At 52.9% G+C, this 19,050-nt stretch carries 22 protein-coding genes and 1 pseudogene; 2 read left to right on the top strand and 21 right to left on the bottom strand.

The annotated features are described in order from the left end of the window. Window positions 1-13: 13 nt before the first annotated feature. The gene (gene lspA / locus RWM61_RS03835; RefSeq protein ID WP_313997576.1) at window positions 14-523 is read right to left on the bottom strand and encodes a signal peptidase II; all 510 of its coding nucleotides are present in this window, start codon (window positions 521-523) and stop codon (window positions 14-16) included. 330 nt (window positions 524-853) lie between these two features. Here lspA and RWM61_RS03830 point away from each other — a divergent pair, with 330 nt between their 5' ends. Then, window positions 854-2,164, top strand: a complete 1,311-nt coding sequence (locus RWM61_RS03830) for an MFS transporter (RefSeq protein WP_313997574.1) — start codon at window positions 854-856, stop codon at window positions 2,162-2,164. A 15-nt stretch (window positions 2,165-2,179) separates the two neighbouring features. Then, the gene (locus tag RWM61_RS20210) at window positions 2,180-2,611 is read left to right on the top strand and encodes a double zinc ribbon domain-containing protein (protein ID WP_399537833.1); all 432 of its coding nucleotides are present in this window, start codon (window positions 2,180-2,182) and stop codon (window positions 2,609-2,611) included. A 61-nt stretch (window positions 2,612-2,672) separates the two neighbouring features. On the opposite strand, the gene RWM61_RS03825 is transcribed toward RWM61_RS20210, so the two are convergent. The 20 genes and pseudogenes from RWM61_RS03825 to RWM61_RS03730 form a co-directional block, all read right to left on the bottom strand. Continuing rightward, on the bottom strand, window positions 2,673-2,954 hold the full coding sequence (locus RWM61_RS03825) for a hypothetical protein (protein WP_313997572.1): 282 nt from the start codon (window positions 2,952-2,954) through the stop codon (window positions 2,673-2,675). Next, a complete protein-coding gene (locus RWM61_RS03820) occupies window positions 2,951-3,610 on the bottom strand; it encodes a redoxin domain-containing protein (protein WP_313997665.1) in 660 nt (219 codons plus the stop codon). Before RWM61_RS03820 ends, RWM61_RS03825 begins: the two co-directional genes overlap by 4 nt. A 1-nt stretch (window position 3,611) precedes the next feature. Beyond that, window positions 3,612-4,490: a cytochrome c biogenesis protein CcdA gene (locus RWM61_RS03815; RefSeq protein ID WP_313997571.1), complete on the bottom strand. Its 879-nt coding sequence runs from the start codon at window positions 4,488-4,490 to the stop codon at window positions 3,612-3,614. Between the two features lie 94 nt (window positions 4,491-4,584). Next, window positions 4,585-5,385 (bottom strand): prolipoprotein diacylglyceryl transferase, encoded by an 801-nt coding sequence (gene lgt, locus RWM61_RS03810; RefSeq protein WP_313997569.1) that lies wholly within the window; start codon window positions 5,383-5,385, stop codon window positions 4,585-4,587. A gap of 292 nt (window positions 5,386-5,677) precedes the next feature. After that, entirely contained in the window at window positions 5,678-5,944 is a 267-nt protein-coding gene (locus RWM61_RS03805) for a DUF2933 domain-containing protein (RefSeq protein ID WP_313997566.1), read from the bottom strand. Window positions 5,945-5,960: 16 nt separating this feature from the next. Further along, complete coding sequence (gene cysK / locus RWM61_RS03800; protein ID WP_313997564.1) at window positions 5,961-6,905, bottom strand: cysteine synthase A; 945 nt, start codon at window positions 6,903-6,905, stop codon at window positions 5,961-5,963. Window positions 6,906-6,994: 89 nt separating this feature from the next. Next, window positions 6,995-7,159 (bottom strand): hypothetical protein, encoded by a 165-nt coding sequence (locus RWM61_RS03795; RefSeq protein ID WP_313997562.1) that lies wholly within the window; start codon window positions 7,157-7,159, stop codon window positions 6,995-6,997. A gap of 3 nt (window positions 7,160-7,162) precedes the next feature. Beyond that, complete coding sequence (locus tag RWM61_RS03790; protein ID WP_313997560.1) at window positions 7,163-7,756, bottom strand: FixH family protein; 594 nt, start codon at window positions 7,754-7,756, stop codon at window positions 7,163-7,165. A 204-nt stretch (window positions 7,757-7,960) separates the two neighbouring features. Next, the gene (locus RWM61_RS03785; protein ID WP_313997557.1) at window positions 7,961-8,296 is read right to left on the bottom strand and encodes a four-helix bundle copper-binding protein; all 336 of its coding nucleotides are present in this window, start codon (window positions 8,294-8,296) and stop codon (window positions 7,961-7,963) included. Window positions 8,297-8,466: 170 nt separating this feature from the next. Beyond that, a complete protein-coding gene (locus tag RWM61_RS03780) occupies window positions 8,467-10,914 on the bottom strand; it encodes a heavy metal translocating P-type ATPase (protein WP_313997555.1) in 2,448 nt (815 codons plus the stop codon). Window positions 10,915-10,970: 56 nt separating this feature from the next. Further along, window positions 10,971-11,201, bottom strand: a pseudogene (locus RWM61_RS03775) (metal-sensitive transcriptional regulator); the annotation flags it as partial. 212 nt (window positions 11,202-11,413) lie between these two features. Beyond that, window positions 11,414-11,671 carry a hypothetical protein gene (locus tag RWM61_RS20205; RefSeq protein ID WP_399537829.1) on the bottom strand — a complete coding sequence of 86 codons (258 nt, stop codon included), beginning with the start codon at window positions 11,669-11,671 and terminating at the stop codon, window positions 11,414-11,416. Between the two features lie 85 nt (window positions 11,672-11,756). After that, window positions 11,757-13,061 carry an ABC transporter permease gene (locus RWM61_RS03765; RefSeq protein ID WP_313997552.1) on the bottom strand — a complete coding sequence of 435 codons (1,305 nt, stop codon included), beginning with the start codon at window positions 13,059-13,061 and terminating at the stop codon, window positions 11,757-11,759. Beyond that, window positions 13,045-13,947, bottom strand: coding sequence for an ABC transporter ATP-binding protein (locus tag RWM61_RS03760; protein WP_313997550.1), 903 nt, complete (start codon window positions 13,945-13,947; stop codon window positions 13,045-13,047). Before RWM61_RS03760 ends, RWM61_RS03765 begins: the two co-directional genes overlap by 17 nt. Further along, complete coding sequence (locus RWM61_RS03755; protein ID WP_313997548.1) at window positions 13,944-14,273, bottom strand: ATP-binding cassette domain-containing protein; 330 nt, start codon at window positions 14,271-14,273, stop codon at window positions 13,944-13,946. Before RWM61_RS03755 ends, RWM61_RS03760 begins: the two co-directional genes overlap by 4 nt. A 24-nt stretch (window positions 14,274-14,297) precedes the next feature. After that, complete coding sequence (locus RWM61_RS03750) at window positions 14,298-14,729, bottom strand: GntR family transcriptional regulator (RefSeq protein WP_313997546.1); 432 nt, start codon at window positions 14,727-14,729, stop codon at window positions 14,298-14,300. A 21-nt stretch (window positions 14,730-14,750) separates the two neighbouring features. Beyond that, entirely contained in the window at window positions 14,751-14,996 is a 246-nt protein-coding gene (locus RWM61_RS03745) for a hypothetical protein (RefSeq protein ID WP_313997544.1), read from the bottom strand. A gap of 143 nt (window positions 14,997-15,139) precedes the next feature. Next, window positions 15,140-16,354 (bottom strand): amidohydrolase family protein, encoded by a 1,215-nt coding sequence (locus RWM61_RS03740; RefSeq protein ID WP_313997542.1) that lies wholly within the window; start codon window positions 16,352-16,354, stop codon window positions 15,140-15,142. Then, a complete protein-coding gene (locus RWM61_RS03735; protein WP_313997541.1) occupies window positions 16,341-17,108 on the bottom strand; it encodes a glucosamine-6-phosphate deaminase in 768 nt (255 codons plus the stop codon). The genes RWM61_RS03740 and RWM61_RS03735 overlap by 14 nt, the downstream gene beginning before the upstream one ends. A 51-nt stretch (window positions 17,109-17,159) precedes the next feature. Continuing rightward, window positions 17,160-19,001, bottom strand: a complete 1,842-nt coding sequence (locus RWM61_RS03730) for a hypothetical protein (protein WP_313997539.1) — start codon at window positions 18,999-19,001, stop codon at window positions 17,160-17,162. Between the last annotated feature and the right edge of the window lie 49 nt (window positions 19,002-19,050).

The raw sequence follows: 19,050 nt of genomic DNA, 5'->3' as shown, positions 1-19,050 counted from the left end.
TCCCTTTTTAATGTTATTCCGCCGATTGTCCCGGAGGCATCTTCCCGGTGCCGGCTTTTTCCTTTACGGATTGTCTTATCGTATCGATCATCACCATGATGACGCCGGTTACGATAAAAACATCGGCCACATTAAAGACCGGATAATTAATGAAAGTGAATTCAAGCATATCGACAACTTCGCCATTTCGTGCACGGTCGACAAAATTTCCGAGCGCTCCGGCAAGGATCAAGGCTAAAGCGGAGGAAAGAAGTTTTTGTTCCCGATACGTTTTCCGCAAGTAGACGACAATGCCGACCAGCACAATAGCCGTGATTACGATAAAAAATAACCGCTGGTTTTGCAAAATACCGAACGCCGCACCCCGATTGCGTATAGAGGTGAGTTGAATGAATCCCGGGATCATCGGTATCCTTTGTCCGATATCCATATAAGTGGCCACACTCCACTTGATGATTTGATCCACGATCAATGCAATTGCCGCCATGACATAATAACGAAGCAAGGATCCACTCCCTTTCATAGTTATGAGTCAGGAGCCATCCCCCAACCCTCCCGACCTATATCATATTTGTTGTTCTAGAGGCTTGTCAAAGACAATCAGTCGACCTCGTTCAACTGTGTCCGAGCGGCCAACGATTTTATCGTTGTCAGCATTGTTCTTCTGTTCACCTAACCGCCGAACCATCCTTAACTATTGATGAGACCCATCGACTCAAGAAGCAAATAAAAGATCGGTTTTCTCAAGCATTGAAGCTGAATTTTTTGTCTGTCGATGTTTCCTGATGAATAAAATACGGCCGGTGCGCTGATACTCATTAGACAATTACTCCACGGCAAGGTAGTGATAACGATGGCAGATACGCTTCCTGTTCAAAGCGGCAAACGCTCCATGAACACACTGCTCCTCGGAGTACTCTTGTCTCATCTGGGAACCTATATGATAGCGCCTCTGCTTCCGATATTTTTGAAATTGAACAAAGGGCTGTCGGTAACGGAAATCGGATTGGTACTGGCGGCTGCTCCGTTTTCCTTTCAGGGCGGAAGCTTGCTGGGCGGGTACTTGGCGGACCGGGTCGGGCGACGGACCGTCATTGCGCTGGGAGCCTGGCTTAATGCGGCGTCGTTGGTCGGATACGTATGGTTTGATTCATTGTGGTTGCTGCTTGGCATAGCGTTGTTAAGCGGTTTGGGGGTCGGTTTGAACGCCCCCTCCACGAAGGCGGCTATCGCTTCTCTGATATCCGGGGGCAATACCCGGACAACTGCTTTTTCCTTCCGAGGTATAGCTGCAAACATCGGCACAGCAGCCGCGGGCCTGTTGACTTATTTTGTTTTGGGCGGTGCATCCGCACTCAGTTTTTTCACTGCGGCGGGCTTATTCGTTGTACTCGGCCTTATAAGCTGGATGTTTTTGCCCAAGTCTTGCGGGGAACAGCCTTGCAAGGCTATTCCGCTGTCCTCTTATGCGGATATTTGGAACAATAAAGGTTTTGTCGTTTTTTCTATTGTTATTGTTTTCGTCTGGGCGTTATATACGCAGCTATCATTAAGTGTTCCGCTTCGGGCATCGGAAATATTGCCGGATCCCAGTATTGTCAGTTTGATTTGGACTGTCAACAGCATCATCGTTATTTTTTTGCAAACTCCGATTTCCCGATGGATTTTAAACAGAATCCCTTCCCTTTTCTCACTCGGATTTGGAATGTTGTTTATCGGCGCAGGGTTGGGTTCGTTGTACTGGTCAACCAACTTTTATTCCCTTTTGGCGAGCGGCGTTATTTTCATCATCGGCGAAATGCTGATCGTGCCGACCATTGACAGCACCGTTTCCGTTATGGCTAACGCCAGGATGATCGGTGTTTTCTTCGGACTCACCAATTTTGTTTCCGGGTTAGGTGAAGGACTAGGCAAATTTGCGGGCGCCCAATTGTTGAGCTTCGGCGCAACATCACTGGTGCCCTGGATCGTTTATGGCTTGGCAGCCATACTTATTAGTGCAGTCTTATTTTTGCTCCGATTTTGGGGTCCCTTGCGTTTGCCGTTGGGAGAAGAACGCACATTCACTGCGGCCGAACAAAACAAGGATGGGGACTCTGCCGAGGAGAAACGTTATTTGTCCGCCGACGACCGGTTATTCGGAAGAAAAAATCCCGCTAAATAGAGGCACTGCATATACATGAATACTTGTTCATTCATTAAACTAATGGTACAATTGAGCTGGTTGTTAACAAAGATAAGGAGTGATTTGTTTATGAGTTTCAAGAAAATAATAAAATCATTGCTTACTGACGGACATCATGGGGGCCACCACAACAAACATCATGGATATAATGACCATCATCGCGGCAGCCATCATGGACATTACAATGATTACGATAAACATGGAAGGCGGCCCGAATATGAGGGCAATTACAACCGTACAAACGCCGCGCCGCAACAACAGCAAACCATGGTTATATGCAATTCCTGCAAGACGGCGAATCCGGAGTACAGCAGATATTGTTCGCAGTGCGGGCAATCCTTAACCCCAAACATTTGCGGCAAGTGCGGACATGAAACTCCTGCGGGATCAAAATTTTGTTTGGAATGCGGAACAAGTTTGCGGTAACATAGCACCCCGCTTCGTTAACGATATGAGGCGCCTAATGAATAAAAAGGCCTCCTTCCGATCATTGATCGGAAGGAGAGCCTTTTAGAATGCACAGCCGCCGCTCAATTTCACTCCGCAATTTCCTCTCCGAGGGGGGACCATCCGAAAACAGTCGCTCTTCCAGGAAAATTCCCGGCGGGAACAACACTCCCCCTTCAACCGCAAGCTCATGTCCTTCAGGGGAACTCAGATCGATGAACGAGATCGATAACGGATAGTCCATCTTCAGACGCTCGAATAATACTTCGGCATCGTCGCAGAATGCACAACTCTTTTGGGTCAGCACCGTTACTTTTATCACCCTGCCTGCTCCCCCTCGCCTTGTAAACCGTCTGCCATATCGGCCAACAGATTGGAAACGGGCACATACATCGTGTAATCGGGAGATCCGCCATAATCAGCACGCCATTTGATCGTGCCATCGGGGCCTACAACGATGAAGGAGTGGCCGTTGTAGTTTTTCCCCATCATCGTATACCGATTGGTCGTGTAGGCCTCGGATACTTGGACGGACTCATCCGACAAAAACAGCGTTGACAGGCGTTCCATCTCAACTTTCTGCTTCAGCTCCTTCAGGGGATCTGTAGAAATCGTGACGATCGTGTCAATGCCAAGCGACTTGAATGGGTCAAACGATGTTTCAATTTGTCTCACCTGGTCCCAGCAAGGCTGGCACATGATGCCCTCTTGGAAGAACAGCAGGACGGTTTGTCCCTTCAAAGAAGACAGATCAAACATGGAATCTGCCGTAGACGGCAGCACAATATCGGGGGCTTTGTCACCTGCCTTGGGCGTGCCAACGGAAAAGCGGTATTTCTTCTCAGGCCCGGCGCTCCCACCCTCGGTACCTTTATCAGCGTTCGTAAAATAAAAAAGGAGTGCTAAAGCACTGACAGCCAACAAGACAATGCCTGGCCATTTAAAGCTTGATCTTGGAATGTTTCGCTTAAATTTCATTTTATCCACCGCTGTCGTTATCCCCTTTCATAAGCTTCATCACACGCATCGCCAGGAAAATGAGGGCAGTTAGAAGGATCAGGGCCGCCACCCAATTGGGCATCCAGGCCAGCGCATTCGTGAGGACACGGGCGAAGCTCTGCAGACGCAGGGCGACCGCAGCTTGCCAGCCGCCGGAGGATCGCATCGCATCCTGGGTCAGCCCTATCCAGATCGCACCGGCTCCCATGACCGACATTAAAACGCCGGTTGCCAAGCCTGTGGCGGTCAGCGTGCGCTGCCACGGCCCAAGCTTCCACGTGACTGACCAAGGGCGAAAGAGACGGCTCTTGCTCCAGTCATAACGCTCCCAAAGCAGCGAAATCAGGAGCAGAGGCGCGACCATTCCCGATACGTAAGCAATGCCTAATAACAATACAAGCCCGAAGGATGAAGCGAAAGCGGATAAAGCAATAACACCCGCCAATACGGGAGCGCAGCATGAACTGGCTATTCCCGAGAAAACACCGAGAAAATAAGTGCTTAAAGGGCCGGCTTTCCCTCCGGCGCGCCTTCCCGGCATTGGAAGGTGGATTTGCCCCCCCAGGAGAACATAAGCCGCCAATAAAAGCAATAAGAAGCCGCCCGTAATATAAATGAGCGTGTGCTGAGCGTTGATGAAACGAACAAGGAAAGCCGCTCCCATGGTGATCGGTAAAATAATGGTCGCCACACCTGCGGCGAACAGAAAAGTCATACCGATCAGCATGCGGCGATTCTGAAAAGTGTTTGCAAAATAGGCCGGGAGCATAACCGAAATGCAGCAGGGCGCAAACAAAGCAATAATCCCCGCGATAAAAGCCGCTGCAATTGAACCTCCGAATATAATGTTGGCATCCATACTATTTCTCACCGATTCCAGATGAATGTTTTTTAGGCGGCGTTGGGCCTCAAAGAAAGCGACAAGGGTCACAACCTTATCGCTTCGTTTACGTTTATTCCGCTCTATATATTTCGTTAAGATGTCTTATCTGTTTGATGCGCCAGATCATAAAACCTGCAGCAATCAAAATCGTCGCCAAAGCGGTTAATTGGGCTACTTTAAGGTCATATATCGTCCGCAGACTGTCCCCTCTCCAAAACTCGAGCGTAAACCGTGAAGCCGAATAGAGAGCCAGCATCAGCAGGAACAGGAATCCGCGAAAAGGGTTGCGGTTTTTCATGAACAGTAAAATACCCAAAATGATCAAATCACCGAACGCCTCAAACAACGGCGCAGGAAAGACCGGCGTGCTGCCGAAAACATTATAGACATACGTTCCGGGTGGATAGGATACGGCAAAGATCGAATCGCTTGGAATCCCATAAGCATCTCCGGTTAGGAAATCGGAGAAACGGCCGATCGCCATGCCGAGAATCAATGCCGGGGCCACTATATCCGCTACCTGCCAAACCGGCAGTTTCTTCTTTTTTGCAATCCAAATTCCGATCAAAGTACCGCCCAGAATTCCCCCTTGAATCGCCAAGCCTCCCATCCAGATCATGAAAATCTCCATCGGATTCTCAACATAATAATCCCAGTTGAACAGCACATACCACAGTCTTGCTCCAATCATCCCGCCGAGCACACCGAGGACGGCAACGTCCATCATCACATCCGGAGGCTGGATCCCTTCTTTTCTGGCCGTCCTGGTCATCATCCAAATCGCGATAAGTGTGGCAAGGGCCACGGAAACACCCAACGTATTGATCGGCAACGGTCCAATGTTAAACAAAACGGGTCCCGGAAACCACATCCGCCATTCCTCCTTGTTCGGCAAAGCACGATTGCTTACGAGTTTAAACCAAAAGTTTGTTTAAAACGTGAAAACCATGTGTGCAATTTATGAAATTGCAATTGGCGGAACACCTAGGCATTTGCCGTGTTTATCCGGGCTGGTGTCTCAACGGTTCGGGTATATGTTGTTGTTGCCATGGACGCGGGTGCCACCATTGCAAAGCATGAAAAAGCGAACTGTCCTCAACAGGCAGTCCGCTTTTTCCGTTCGTTTTTTTTAATACGCTGCTGCAGTCGTTGATCAATGAGAATCAGGATATTACCCTCTTGTTCTTTTCCTCTTCGAGTTCAATCACGTTTGACGCGTTTTCTTTCAAGGATTGAACTTCCTTTGACAGCCTGTGATTTTGCTCCATTAAATCCGCCATACTGATTTGAAGCTCCTGAAGCTCTTTTTGCGAGACGCCGTCATGGTCTGAATGGGGCTTTGCGTTCTTGTGTCCGCCCGACATCCCTCTCATACAAAAAAACATCATCAGGGGGCAAGCCAAAAGCAATCCGATTGTTAGCCAGGACATCTGAAACCCTCCCTATTTAATCTTGAAATAAAACCGTGGAAAGATAGCGTTCTCCGGTGTCCGGTAAAATGACGACCATGACTTTCCCCTTATGCTCCGGACGGCCGGCTGCAACAGCCGCCGCATGCAATGCCGCTCCCGAAGAAATGCCGACGAGAATGCCTTCTTCCCTCGCAACCCGCCTCGCGGCTTCAATGGCATCTTCGTTCGTGACTGTAATCACTTCATCATAAATCTCGGTATTTAGAACCCCGGGTACAAAACCTGCGCCGATGCCTTGAATTTTGTGCGGTCCCGGTTCTCCGCCCGACAAAACAGGGGAAGCGGCCGGTTCAACCGCGATGGAATAAAAGGATGACTTCCGCTCCTTGATTGTCTCCGAAACACCTGTGATCGTGCCGCCGGTTCCGATTCCGCTGATTAAAATATCAACCAGCCCTCCGGTGTCTTCCCATATTTCTTCGGCGGTTGTTTTCCGATGAACTTCGGGATTGGCTGGATTGTTGAACTGCTGCGGCATAAAGGCATTCGGCGTTTCGGCCGTCAATTGTTCGGCAACGGCTATGGCGCCTTTCATTCCCTTTGCTCCCTCAGTGAGCACCAGTTCCGCGCCAAGCGCTTTTAACAAATTCCGCCGCTCTACGCTCATCGTGTCCGGCATGACTAATTTGCACCGGTACCCTTTGGCCGCACATACAAATGCAAGCGCAATCCCCGTATTCCCGCTTGTCGGTTCAATGATGACGGAGTCTTGATCGAGCAACCCCTGCTCCTCAGCCGCTTGAATCATCGCATGCCCCAACCTGTCTTTCACACTGCCCAGCGGGTTGAAATATTCAAGCTTGGCGAGCACTTGCACTCCCGTTTGGTTGCTCAAACGATTTAAACGCAGTAAAGGGGTTCTTCCGATCAGGTCCGTGATATTGCGTGCAATTTTCGGTCTTGGCGATACTAATGCCATTTCATATCCTCCTTGTGGAATGATGGTAGAAGTTCAATTTCCACTATAGCGGATTAATGTGTTCAAAATTTGATCAAAATGTGTTGCGCTTACTGTTGCAGCACAACTTTCATTTTCTCGTATTCCTCAAACGAAATTTCGCCCTTTGCCAGCCGAATTTTCAGCAGATCCAGCGGTTTCAAATCAAGCGGTTTCGGATTGTGATCGTGCCCCGTTTTTTTGTTCCGGTGCGATGGCGTTCCGCAGCAGCCCATGCTTTATCCCTCCCGTTTCTTTCTACGCGTCCACAACGCGCCAAAACCGATGACCAAGGCGGCCGACAGCAAGCCGACAATCACCACAAACGCAGGCGGCGCGGCTGGCTTGCCGGACAAATTATCAGCAGAAGGCGATGGTTTATCCAGTTTGCCGGCCTGCTCTTCTTCGGAGCGCGGCCCGTCCACATCCAGCGTTGTTCGCATAACCTCCTCGCGATGATTGAGGCTGTCCCGTAAATTCGCATTCACTCTCACGTCCCATTTTCCCGGTTCCGGAAAAATCACCGTGCCTTTATAGTTCCCGTCTTTCACGTGAGAAGGGTCGACCTCGATTTGGCGGCCGCCCTTGGTCAATGTCACCTTCACGACCGCATTCGTAACGGGCGCAAATTCATCGAGCGCGCCGACATCGCCCTCTTTTACCCATACCTGAATGACTTGGAGCGACAGCTCGCTCTTCTCGTTCGCGTATTGACTGTCAAACGCGATGTTCGTGATCATGAGACCGTTTGACACATCGGCATATGCCGCTCCGGAGCCTGCGGCAAGCAAAAACGCCATGAGCAGCACCGTTCGATAAAATGACCCTTTCAACTTCTATGATCCCCTTCCATCGAAGAACCGCAATTTTGCGATGATTTCCTGCTTACGAGTGTAAACCAAAGGTTTGTTCAAAACGTGAAAAATATGTGTACAATTAATGAAATCAAGAGCAGGAACATCCAAAAAGGCATAAATTTACCCCCTCTGTTTGCAGAGGGGGTAAATGTTGCAGCCGAACACGTTCATATAAGTATTTTAGCCGGCCATTCTGCGGCAGGCTTCCGCGCACCTCAGACAAGCTTCCGCACACCGCTTGCAATGGTCGGAGTGAGCCGCATGCTTGTTGCACTCATTGCCGCAAGCTTCACAGATCGTCGCGCAGAGTTGGCAAATTTGTGCGGCAAACCGGCTGTTGCGGGACATAGCCTGAGCGGCAAACGCGCAAATATCCGCGCATTCGCGATCCAGGCGGATGCAATCGCGCATCATCTGGACGTTTTCCTCGTTCAGGCAAGCGTCGTAACAATGGTTGCATTCTTGCATACAACGTAAACATTCCTCGATGCACTGCTTAAATTGCTCGTGAGACATTCACACTACCTCCTTTGATTGTTGGCCTTTTTGCAGGACCACTTGTATATATTACCCAACCCGTTTCCTGATAAACGAGATTTTCGAAAAAACTACACATTGTAGTTTATTTGTGTCGAATTCGCGAAATTTTACGGATATGCGGGTAAAATGAGGAGGCAACCCTTTTTCTATACCGAAATCGGTTGCCAGCGCCTCAGGAACAGGGTATTTCCTACAACGGATACGGAACTGAACGCCATTGCGGCTCCGGCAAGCACCGGATTCAGCAATCCGAGCGCGGCAACCGGAATCAAAATGATATTGTAGGCAAATGCCCAAAACAGATTCTGCCGAATTTTGCGCATCGTGGCTTTCGACAGACGGATGGTGTCCACAATGCCCATCAGATCGCCGCGCATCAAGGTGACGTCGGCCGCCTCGATCGCCACGTCGGTCCCCGTGCCGATCGCTATTCCGATGTGGGCCGCGACAAGGGCCGGCGCATCGTTAATGCCATCCCCGACCATGGCCACCACTTTGCCTTCCTGTTTCAATTTCTCCACTTCAGCCGATTTGTCTTCCGGCAAAACTTCCGCCAGAACGCGATCGACTCCCACCTGCTTCGCAATGGCATCCGCCGTTCGCTTGTTGTCGCCCGTGATCATGATCACCTCGATACCCATAGCTTTCAAACGCTTAATCGCTTCCGCCGACGTTTCTTTCACCGTATCGGCCACCGCAATCATGCCGGCCAGCTGGCCGTTCACCGCCATAAGCATCGCCGTTTTCCCCTGGCCCTCCAACATTTCCATTTGTTCAAGAATCGCCTCAATCGATACGTTGCGTTGACGCATCAACTTCTTATTGCCGATAAGGATGTTTTTGTGCTCAATTTCCACCTCGATGCCGTGGCCCGGAATGGCGTTGAAATGCGACGTTTCGCCTAACGGCAATCCCTTTGCCTTGGCCCCGTTCACGATCGCTTCGCCTAATGGATGCTCGGAGCCCCTTTCGGCTGTCGCGGCCAATTGAAGCAGTTCATCTTCGGAGTAATTTCCGGCTGCGACGACGATATCCGTCACTTCCGGCTCACCTTTGGTGATCGTTCCCGTTTTATCCAAAACAACGGTGCCTACCCGATGGGCGCTCTCCAAATGCTCCGCACTCTTGACCAGAACGCCGATCTCCGCCCCTTTGCCCGTCCCGACCATGACAGCGGTAGGCGTGGCCAGACCAAGGGCGCATGGGCAGGCAATCACCAGGACGGCTACCGCACTGATCAGTGCGGGGGCAAAGCCGACCAAGAAATACGTCACGGCAAAAGTAAGGAACGCAATCCCGATCACAATCGGCACAAAAACACCGGAGATTTGATCCGCCAATTTCTGAATCGGCGCTTTCGATCCCTGCGCTTCTTCAACGAGCTTGATAATTTGGGCCAACGCGGTATCCTTGCCGACTTTGGTGGCCTTGAATTTAAAAGACCCGTGTTTATTTACGGTAGCCCCGATCACCGCGTCGCCCACATTTTTGGTCACGGGCATGCTTTCACCGGTCAGCATCGATTCGTCAACGGAACTGCTGCCTTCCACAACTTCCCCATCGACCGGAATCTTCTCGCCGGCACGAACGAAAATCACATCGCCTGCCACCACGTCCTCAATCGGGATGTCCAGTTCCTGGCCGTCACGGATGACACGGGCTGCTTTGGCCTGAAGTCCCATCAATTTTTTGATCGCTTCCGAAGTCTGCCCTTTCGCTCTGATTTCAAGAACTTTGCCAAGTACAATCAATGTAATGACAATCGCTGCGGCTTCGTAGTAAAGTCCGATATCGAGGCCCAGCACCGTCGCAACCAAGCTGTAAAAATAAGCCGCGGAAGTACCCAAAGCAACCAGCACCGCCATATTCGCGCTTCTGCCGCGCAGCGCCTTGTACGCGTCGCTGTAAAAATGACCGCCGACATAGAACTGAACGGGTGTCGCAAGCAAAAACTGTATCCAGGGATTCAGGTGAAATTCAAAGCCGACATTGACACCATACCGGATCCCCAAGTCCGAAACCATCTGAGGAAGGAACAAAACGGATAGTAGAGCACCGATCCAAAATTTATTGCGCTGCGTTCTGTACACCTTTTCACGCGCTTCCCGTTCGTTGTCGACAGATACATCCTCCGCTTTTTTGGCTCCGTACCCGGCCTTTTTGACCGCGGCAACAAGTGTGTCAATGTCCGCTTGACCGGGAATAAACTCGACCGTCGCTTTTTCGGTTGCCAGGTTCACATTGGCCTTTAATACCCCTTCCACTTTCTGCAGACCTTTCTCCACCCGCGTCGCGCAGGCTGCACAAGTCATGCCGCTGATGGAAAGCACCGCCTTTTCCTCACGCACCCCGTAGCCGGTTTTTTTAACGGTTTCGATCAGTTTGCCGACCGACACTTTGGCCGGGTCAAACGTGACATTCGCCTTTTCCGTGGCCAGGTTCACTCCCGCCTGCGCAACGCCTTCCAGCTTCGACAAGTTTTTTTCAATTCTGCCGGCGCAGGCCGCGCAGGTCATACCCGTTATGGCCATTGTGACGCGTTCTTTCGCCGCTTGGGCATCCGATTGTTCCATAACCTTCGTTTGCGATGACATATTCGGTGACCTCCTTATTCTTCTTGTTCTCCACGTTATACCGTCTAACTTCTGCGCTATTTCATTAATTTATGAACGGTAACCAACAGTTCATCAATGACTTTCTCATCGCCAGACTGAATTCTTTCGATCATGCAGCTTTTCATATGTCCTTCCAGCAGAATTTTCCCGACGCCGTTTAATGCCGACTGAACGGCGGCAATCTGATTCAACACATCATCGCAGTAGGCGCCTTTCTCAATAAGACCTCTCACTCCTCCGATCTGACCTTCAATCCGGTTCACCTTTCGCAAAGAATATACTATACCCCTGGTAGGTATGTCAAGATGAAAATCATTTAACGTTCAAAGATCGTTCCTTGCCGCCAAGTTGTGCGTGCATTTGACAGTAAACATGTTACGGCTCTAGGAAAAACGCCAATGTCCGTTTTTCGGATATTGGCGTTAAACATCGTTAGGCTTATTGTCGCAATACGACTTCACTTCTCGTACTCAGGTTGTCATCGATCCCCGTTTGTTGTTTCGCTTCGATGGGGACCACACCATCCCATATACTCCCCCGTTGATTGGTTTTTAATTCCCGAACCATCGGAGGCGCTTGTATTCTTGTCGGGAATCACGAATTGATAATTAGCCGTCCACGGTCCAATGCCGCGGATGGCGGCGAGCATTTTTTCGACCTTTTTGATCTCACCCGCACCTTCGAGCCGCTCCTTCGTCAGCTTCCCTTCCGCTATCAGCTTGGCCACGCCGATCAAATATTCACATTTGTTGTCAACAACCCACGTGTCAACTGGAGGAATTATCTGTTCCTTGTTCCAAGCCCGGACTCGATTTTATAGCTCAAACCCTATAAGCCTTCATCGCCTTGCGCAGCTCCTTGATGCTCGGGCGTTTGCCGTACATGAGCACGCCGGTGCGGTAAATCTTCGCCGACAGCCAGCCGAAGAACAGGATCGAGACGACGAGCAAGCCGAGTCCAAGCGCGACCTCCCATATGGCCGGGTCGGCCAGGCCGATCCGCAGAAACATGATGAACGGCGTGAAGAACGGGATGAACGAAGCCGCTTCGACGAACGTTGAGTTCGGCTGTGCCATACCGAACATGCCGATATAGAAGCCGCCGAGCGACAGGAACGTGAGCGGCATGACGGCCTGGCCGAGATCCTCGGTGCGGCTGACGATCGAGCCGACTGCCGCGAACAGCGTCGCGTACAGAAAGTACCCGAGCAGATAGAACACGACGGCATACACGATCAACAGCGGATCGATCGCGCCAAGGTCGATGTTCATGCTCTCCAGCATGCCCTGATTATGCGGCAGCGACAGGTTGATCAGGAACACGACCACATACAGCGCGATCTGCGACAGGCCGACGAGGAACATGCCGGCGATTTTGCCGAACATCTGCTTCAGCGGCGAGACGCTGGTGACCAGCACCTCCATGACGCGCGAGCTTTTCTCGGCCGTAATTTCGGTCGCGATCAGCTGCCCGGTGACCATGATGCCGAGGAACAGCACGAACAGAAGCACGTACACGAGCCCCATGGCGACCCCGCGCTCCTCCGGCGTCTTGCCCTCGCCGACCGATCCGGCGCCCTCCGAGGTGGTAATCTGCACGCTGTCGATTTCCACCGGTGCGAACAATTGCGCCTTCTGCGCATCGGTCAAATTGGCGTCCTTGAGCACCGTTTCCGTCTTGATCTGCTGCAGCACGGTCGGGATCGACCCCGGCGCGCCCATGGCGAGAAGTTCCTCCGATTTGTACGTCACCTTCGGAAAATCGGCCCCCTCTCCCGGACTGAACGCCAGGTAGCCGTTGATATCCCCGTTGGCGATCGCCTGCTTCAACGCCTTCTCGTTCGCCTCCGCGCTTCCGGCATCCGGGAACGCAACCAGCTTCAGCTCCGGCTCTTCCTGCTTGTCGTAGTACGCCTTCAGAGGCCCCGTCACCTTGGGCGCACTCGTCTCTATGTAGCCGATCGAGTCGACCGAACCGGAAGAAAATGCCGAGATGATATAAGGAAGGTTGACCACCACGCTGAGGATAATGGCAATAATCAGGGTCGTAATGAGAAAAGCTTTCGTCCGCAGCTTGTTGCGCAGCGTAAACGCCATGACCGTAACAAAGCTATTCAATGCGCTCACCTACCGTTCGGATAAAAATTTCGTTCAAGGTCGGCTCCATGATCTCAAACCGGGTCAGCTCGCCCTGGGCCATCGCATGCCGCAAAATCAATTGCGCCGCCTCGGCCCGGCCGATCGTCAGCTCGTAGCCGTTCTCATGCCTGATTACCTTGCCGACTCCCGGCAGCGACGCCAGCCCTTGCAGCTCGCCGTCGACGCTGACCATCACCCGCTCTCTCGGAAACTGCTTCTTGATCTCCTTCAGATTGCCCTGCAGCACCGGATTCGATTTGTGCAAAATGGTGATGTTCCGGCACAACTCCTCCACATGCTCCATCCGGTGCGTCGAAAACAGGATCGTCTTGCCCGCGTCGCGCAGCTCCTTGACCGTCGACTTCAGCAGCTCGACATTGACCGGGTCCAGCCCGCTGAACGCTTCGTCCAGCACGAGGATGTCGGGATCGTGGATAACCGCCGCAATGAACTGGATTTTCTGCTGGTTGCCCTTCGACAGTTCTTCGACACGCTTGTCGTAATACTCCGGAACGTTGAACCGCTCCAGCCAGCTTCGCAAATTGCGGTCCGCCTCCTTGCGGTTCATCCCCCGCAGTTGGGCCAAGTAGATAATCTGGTCGCTGACCTTGATTTTCGGATACAGCCCGCGCTCCTCCGGCAGGTAGCCGAGCCCGCGCAGCTGCTCGCCGCCGTAGCTTTTGCCGTGATACGAGATCCGCCCCTCATCCGGATAAATAAGTCCCAGCACCATCCGCATCGTTGTCGTTTTGCCCGCGCCGTTCCCGCCGAGCAGGCCGTAAATTTCGCCTTTCGCAACCTCGAAGCCAAGACCGTTCACAGCCGTCTTATCGCCGTATCGTTTGACGACATTCTCCACCTTCAAAGGATTCATCTCTGCTGCTCCCTTCCCCCGACTCGATGATATTCCGGCTCGCTCGCCGTATCCCCGACCCGAGCCGCTCTTTCACCAGTACCGCCGATTCGCCGCTTCAGCGGCGCATCGTCGCGTACGCCGAGCCGTTCCCCCAACTGCTCGATCTCGCCGGCATCCGGCTTCGCCAGATCGAGCAGCAGCCGGAACGTTGAGCTTTTACCAGAGCCGTTCGGACCGACAATCGCGGTCACATACCCTTTCGGTATATCCAGATCGATCGGCCCGAGCCGAAAATGCGGCCGTTTCTGCTCCACACCGTTCAGCCGAACTGCATACTTCCCCATCGTTCAACCGCTCCTTCTCCCGTTTCATGCATTGCCGCCGTCTCCACCGAGCGGAGGCCGCTCGGGCCGATCCGCCAGCTTGCGTGAGAGCACCTCGTCAAAAAGCTTCCTCAGTTCGGCTTCGCCGCATCCGACCTGCAGCCCCGTGTCGACCGCGGACTCCAACGTTTCGACAACCGCTTCGGTCCGATGCCGGCGGCGCTCCTCATCGCCCACCTTGGCCACGAACGTGCCCGTCCCTTGACGGGTGCGCAGCAGTCCTTCGTTCTCCAAATCCTGATACACCCGCCGCACCGTAATGACGCTGCACTTCAGCGTCTTCGCCAGCTCGCGGATCGACGGAAGCAGCGTGCCTTCCGCCAGCTGCCCGCTTACGATCAAGGCTCTTAACTGCACTTCAATCTGATAATATAACGGCTCGGCGCTCTGCTCGTTCAGCTGTATCGGGATCCACATCGGCTTCACCTTCTCAGCTCGTCAAATTCCGGACGCGAATCCGTTTAATAAGCGCGGCTCGCGTAATGTGTTCGGTAAGACCGTGAGCAACATGAAATCCGGCGCCCATTCAACCCCGTGCGGCAAATCGCCGCTAAACACTTCATTAATCAATTGAGAGCCGATAAGCGCCATATAGGCGAAAAAGAGGAGCGTCAGCAGCACTCCGCCCCAGGACCTCCGCAGCTCAAAGCTCGCCAAACGCCAGGCGCCTTTCCACAAGCCCAAACGGTCCGCCTCCCCTCAAATTGATAATAGTGTGTATATATTTATATACAGTATATTCGCAGCTTCCTGATGTTGTCAACGCTGCTGATTAATCCCGTCAAAAAAGCCGAGCCTTGTTATAAACAAGGATCGGCTTTTATCTTTCACCCGCCATATACCGGCTGACCTCTTTTGACCGTCTGTTTGATCGAGAAACACAGGCCGTTGGTTTCCATTAACACAAAATCTGCCGGCGCGCCCTCTGCAAGGCCTTGGCCTGCCGGAATTCCCAATGTACGAGCAGGGCCGACAGACGCCATTTCCCACGCTTCTTGCCAATCACACAGGCCTATCGACGCCAGATGCTCCACTCCTTTAATCAGAGGCTTCGCGGATCCCGCCAGCAATCTTTCATCCTCAGCCAAATACAGCTTGCCCTCTTGAGACAGCACGACATCGCCGCCGACCGGCGAATGGTAACGGCCTGCCGGCAAGCCTGCGACCGCAACCGAGTCACTCACCAGCAGCATCCGGCCCGCCTTGGCACGATAGATCGTTTTCAGCACAGCCTCCGACAGGTGAAAGCCGTCCGCGATCACACAGGCAACAAGATCATCGTTAGCCATCTGTTCCCAAATGTAATTGGGATGGCGGGGCAGCACCGGATGTGCGCCATTTCCCAAATGCGTTGACAGCGCCGCTCCCGCCTTGACAGCTGCACGGATTTGGTCCCCGTCTGCCGCCGTATGACCGATGGACGCCACAATGTTTCGTCTCCCGCACCACCGGGCGAGCGCTTCGGAAGCCGGCCATTCCGGGGAAAATGTAACGATTCGCAGACGCTCTCCGGAAAGCCGATGCCATTCTTCCAACCGTTCGATGTCCGGAGGCATCACCCATGTCTTCCCGTGTGCTCCCCGCGGTCCATCCTGGGGCGAAATAAAGGGACCTTCCAAATGAATTCCCGGAACGGAAGCGCCAAGGCTCTTATTCGCACCGGCAGCAACTATCGCCTCATTCAGAGATGCCAGCAGTCTTCCCATAGCGGAAGGTTCGTTCGTAATCACTGTCGGCAAAAAAGAAGTGACACCGAGCGACCACAAAGTATGAATAAGACCGTAAAACTCTTTAGGATTGAGAGGCTCCCGGTTGAGATCGATCCCGCCATAACCGTTCACTTGAAGATCGACAAGGCCTGGTGCTATCCAGTACAACGATCCGTTTTCTCCGTTATCGGCTGTGTTTCCCGTATCACCGGCATCGCGAATTTCAGCGATCAGACCGTTTTCGCACCTCACTTCGATCGGACGGCCTTGACGGTAATGACGGCCGCGATAAACGGATGGTCCGGTTACCGCCATTTTCTTATTCCATTCCATAAGCATCCATATCCGCAAACAGGCGACAGGCCGAATGCGTTCGCAGAATGGAGGCCGGACAGGCTGTGTTGACCGGGCCTGACCGCAGAGCGGTCAGCGCGTTCCGTTTGGCGGCTCCGGGAACGGAGCAATAAAGGAAACGTCCGGCCATCAATGCCGGAATCGTTAACGTCAAGGCATGCGTGGGAACCTTATTGTATGAAGCGAAGCAGCCGTCGTTGACTTGCTGTTGCCGACAGCTCGGATCCAGTGCGACGATCTTTACCGTATGCGGATCGTTGAAATCAGCCACCGGCGGATCGTTAAACGCAAGATGTCCGTTCTCGCCAATGCCGAGACAGACGATATCGATCGGGGCCTCCCGAACCAGTTCCCCGTACCGCGCGCACTCTTTAGAAACTTCTCCTTCGCTGTGCATGAAATGAACGGTTCCGGGACGGACATGATCGAATAGACGATCCTGCAAATAGCGGCTGAAAAACTGAGGGGCTCCGGGAAGAAGACCGATATATTCGTCCATATGGAAGGCGGTCACCCGCTTCCAATCGATTCCCTCTTCCTCCCGCAGGCAGGACAGAAACTCGTTCTGAGACGGGGCGGCGGCAAACACCATGCGAACATTATCCTGGTCTGCGAGAAGCCGCCGCAGTTGTCGCGCGACGGCTCTGCCGGCCGACTCCCCCATTCGTTGGCGATCGGGATATACTTCAATACGCAAACGGTCAACCATCATCTCACGCCGGCGCTCCATCATAGCGATCCTCCTCGTAATCTTGCGTTCCTGGCAACCCGAGTTTTGAACGGATCAGTCCAATAAAGACGAATCCAACAGCTTCAACAACAGCCCGGAAACCGCTATCCCGTTGGTCCAGCCGCTTTCGATGCAGTACGGTCCCCAGCCCGTGTCGCCATTGTTCCCGAAATATTCCTGCCGGTTCAAGTCGTACGCTCTGAACCATCCGCCGTTATAGGCTTTCAGATCCGAGACAATCTGAATGCTCGCCATAAATCCGGCAATGTCGTCATGAAACCCGAAAAAGCTCTCGTCCCTTGTCGCTTTCCAAGCTTCCCAACCGTTCATCGCTATAAAATTGTTCGTATACAGTTGATCCGAAATCCCTTCCCCATTGTAAAGGAACACGCCGGCGTCTTCCTTTCCGTAGCGCTCCGGATCCGGATTGTCCGCCTCTTCGATGCCGCCGGAGGCATGGCGTTGAAGCTTGAGATAATCGAACACCTCATATAACCCTTTTTCGATCTTTTTGTCCCCGGTAACCGCGTAGAGATGGGAAAGCGCAAGAAGAAACCGGGCGGATCCCGAGGTTTTGCTGTACATATACGTGAGCTTTTCCCGATGCTCCAGTAAATAATGAGTGCCCTTCAGCGCCTTTTCCACGTATTTGCGGTCGTTCGTAACAAGGTACGCCTGGATGAACGCGGCATGTACGACGCTTTGGAAATGAGGGTTCATGTTGCTCTCGCCATAAGCGGCAAAATGCGCCTTCCCTTTGTCGCGCAACTCGCCGCCGAGCAGCACCTCCCGTCTCAGTCCCAGCCTATTCTGCGTGTCCCACAACGCTTCGGCCGTCATGAGGCCTCTTGTCTTGTATGCTTCGATGCCCGTTTGTCGGTACAAATAGAGCAGTACCAAGGCGACCCACGCGTTATCGTCGCTGAAGATCTGATCCGGCTTGTCGGCCGGAAACCGGTACCACTTCCAAAATCCGTACGTCGGCGACCCGGCCTCGTCATCCTGCAACCCGGAACGGAACAGAAAGTCGACGATATTGGCCGACACTTCACTCCAGCGGGCGTCACCCGTATAACGGCCGTATAAATGAAACATGAGTGCCGTTTGCGCGTTGCAGTCCGGCCGGACATCGCGGCTTATGTCGCCGCGGCAGGAGTGGATGTTCTCATATATGCCCCCGGATCCGTCATGATCCGGCATTATGCCGGAATCCGTAAACCACCGGACGCCGGAGCCAACTGCCGCCTCCACGCTCTGTTTTCGCAGTCCAATCAAAGGCGCTGGCGACCTGCACGGCAAGCCGTACTCGATCGCGAGCAAGGACAGCATCCCCGCCCATGAGCCATAAGGCCGGAGCGACCACGGCTGTTCATTCGCGAACAACGGAATCGCGGCATAAACCACGCGGCCCGAGCCGAGCGTCTTCGTCATCAGTGCGGGTTGCTGTCCGGCTCCTTCGGACCGGTGCGTCTCGCCAAATGCGCCGATTTCCAGAAGCACCTCGGTACACAGATGGAATCCGGTCAGGAAAGGCCCGTTCCACTCCAGCAGGCTTCCTCCCGGGCAATGTACATTTTCTTTCGCCGATTTCAGCTTCTCCAATCTCCGGAATGTGGCGGGAAAATCCTGCCGGAAACCGAACAAACGGGAGGATGGAAAGTCTACGCATTCCACCATCTCGCCATAGAGAAGACCGCCCTGTTCCACAAACCGCCACAACGCTTCCGCAACGTCATAGTCAAGCCTTAAGGGCTTGCCCGCATGCCAGCCGTTAATAATAACCGTCCCGTATTCAGCCGCATCGAGTCCGGTTAGAACCGTCAAATCTCCAACCGACTCGGCGCCGGGAAAATACCGCTCCATTCGCCCCGAAGGATCATATACCGCTGTTTTCACCTTCCCGTCTCTCCTTCCCCGTGCGCCAACCGATCGAACTTTGCCCCGT

Source organism: uncultured Paenibacillus sp., from assembly GCF_963515335.1.
GTDB lineage: Bacteria > Bacillota > Bacilli > Paenibacillales > Paenibacillaceae > Paenibacillus_I.
This window is presented reverse-complemented; position numbering and strand designations above follow the sequence as displayed.

Excerpts from the sequence above, each read along its gene's own strand:
- lspA (WP_313997576.1), bottom strand. The coding sequence starts at position 523 with ATGAAAGGGAGTGGATCCTTGCTTCGTTATTATGTCATGGCGGCAATT.
- RWM61_RS03830 (WP_313997574.1), top strand. The coding sequence starts at position 854 with ATGGCAGATACGCTTCCTGTTCAAAGCGGCAAACGCTCCATGAACACA.
- RWM61_RS20210 (WP_399537833.1), top strand. The coding sequence starts at position 2,180 with ATGAATACTTGTTCATTCATTAAACTAATGGTACAATTGAGCTGGTTG.
- RWM61_RS03820 (WP_313997665.1), bottom strand. The coding sequence starts at position 3,610 with ATGAAATTTAAGCGAAACATTCCAAGATCAAGCTTTAAATGGCCAGGC.
- RWM61_RS03815 (WP_313997571.1), bottom strand. The coding sequence starts at position 4,490 with ATGGATGCCAACATTATATTCGGAGGTTCAATTGCAGCGGCTTTTATC.
- lgt (WP_313997569.1), bottom strand. The coding sequence starts at position 5,385 with ATGTGGTTTCCGGGACCCGTTTTGTTTAACATTGGACCGTTGCCGATC.
- RWM61_RS03805 (WP_313997566.1), bottom strand. The coding sequence starts at position 5,944 with ATGTCCTGGCTAACAATCGGATTGCTTTTGGCTTGCCCCCTGATGATG.
- cysK (WP_313997564.1), bottom strand. The coding sequence starts at position 6,905 with ATGGCATTAGTATCGCCAAGACCGAAAATTGCACGCAATATCACGGAC.
- RWM61_RS03795 (WP_313997562.1), bottom strand. The coding sequence starts at position 7,159 with ATGGGCTGCTGCGGAACGCCATCGCACCGGAACAAAAAAACGGGGCAC.
- RWM61_RS03785 (WP_313997557.1), bottom strand. The coding sequence starts at position 8,296 with ATGTCTCACGAGCAATTTAAGCAGTGCATCGAGGAATGTTTACGTTGT.
- RWM61_RS03780 (WP_313997555.1), bottom strand. The coding sequence starts at position 10,914 with ATGTCATCGCAAACGAAGGTTATGGAACAATCGGATGCCCAAGCGGCG.
- RWM61_RS03760 (WP_313997550.1), bottom strand. The coding sequence starts at position 13,947 with ATGAATCCTTTGAAGGTGGAGAATGTCGTCAAACGATACGGCGATAAG.
- RWM61_RS03755 (WP_313997548.1), bottom strand. The coding sequence starts at position 14,273 with ATGGGGAAGTATGCAGTTCGGCTGAACGGTGTGGAGCAGAAACGGCCG.
- RWM61_RS03750 (WP_313997546.1), bottom strand. The coding sequence starts at position 14,729 with ATGTGGATCCCGATACAGCTGAACGAGCAGAGCGCCGAGCCGTTATAT.
- RWM61_RS03740 (WP_313997542.1), bottom strand. The coding sequence starts at position 16,354 with ATGGAATGGAATAAGAAAATGGCGGTAACCGGACCATCCGTTTATCGC.
- RWM61_RS03735 (WP_313997541.1), bottom strand. The coding sequence starts at position 17,108 with ATGATGGAGCGCCGGCGTGAGATGATGGTTGACCGTTTGCGTATTGAA.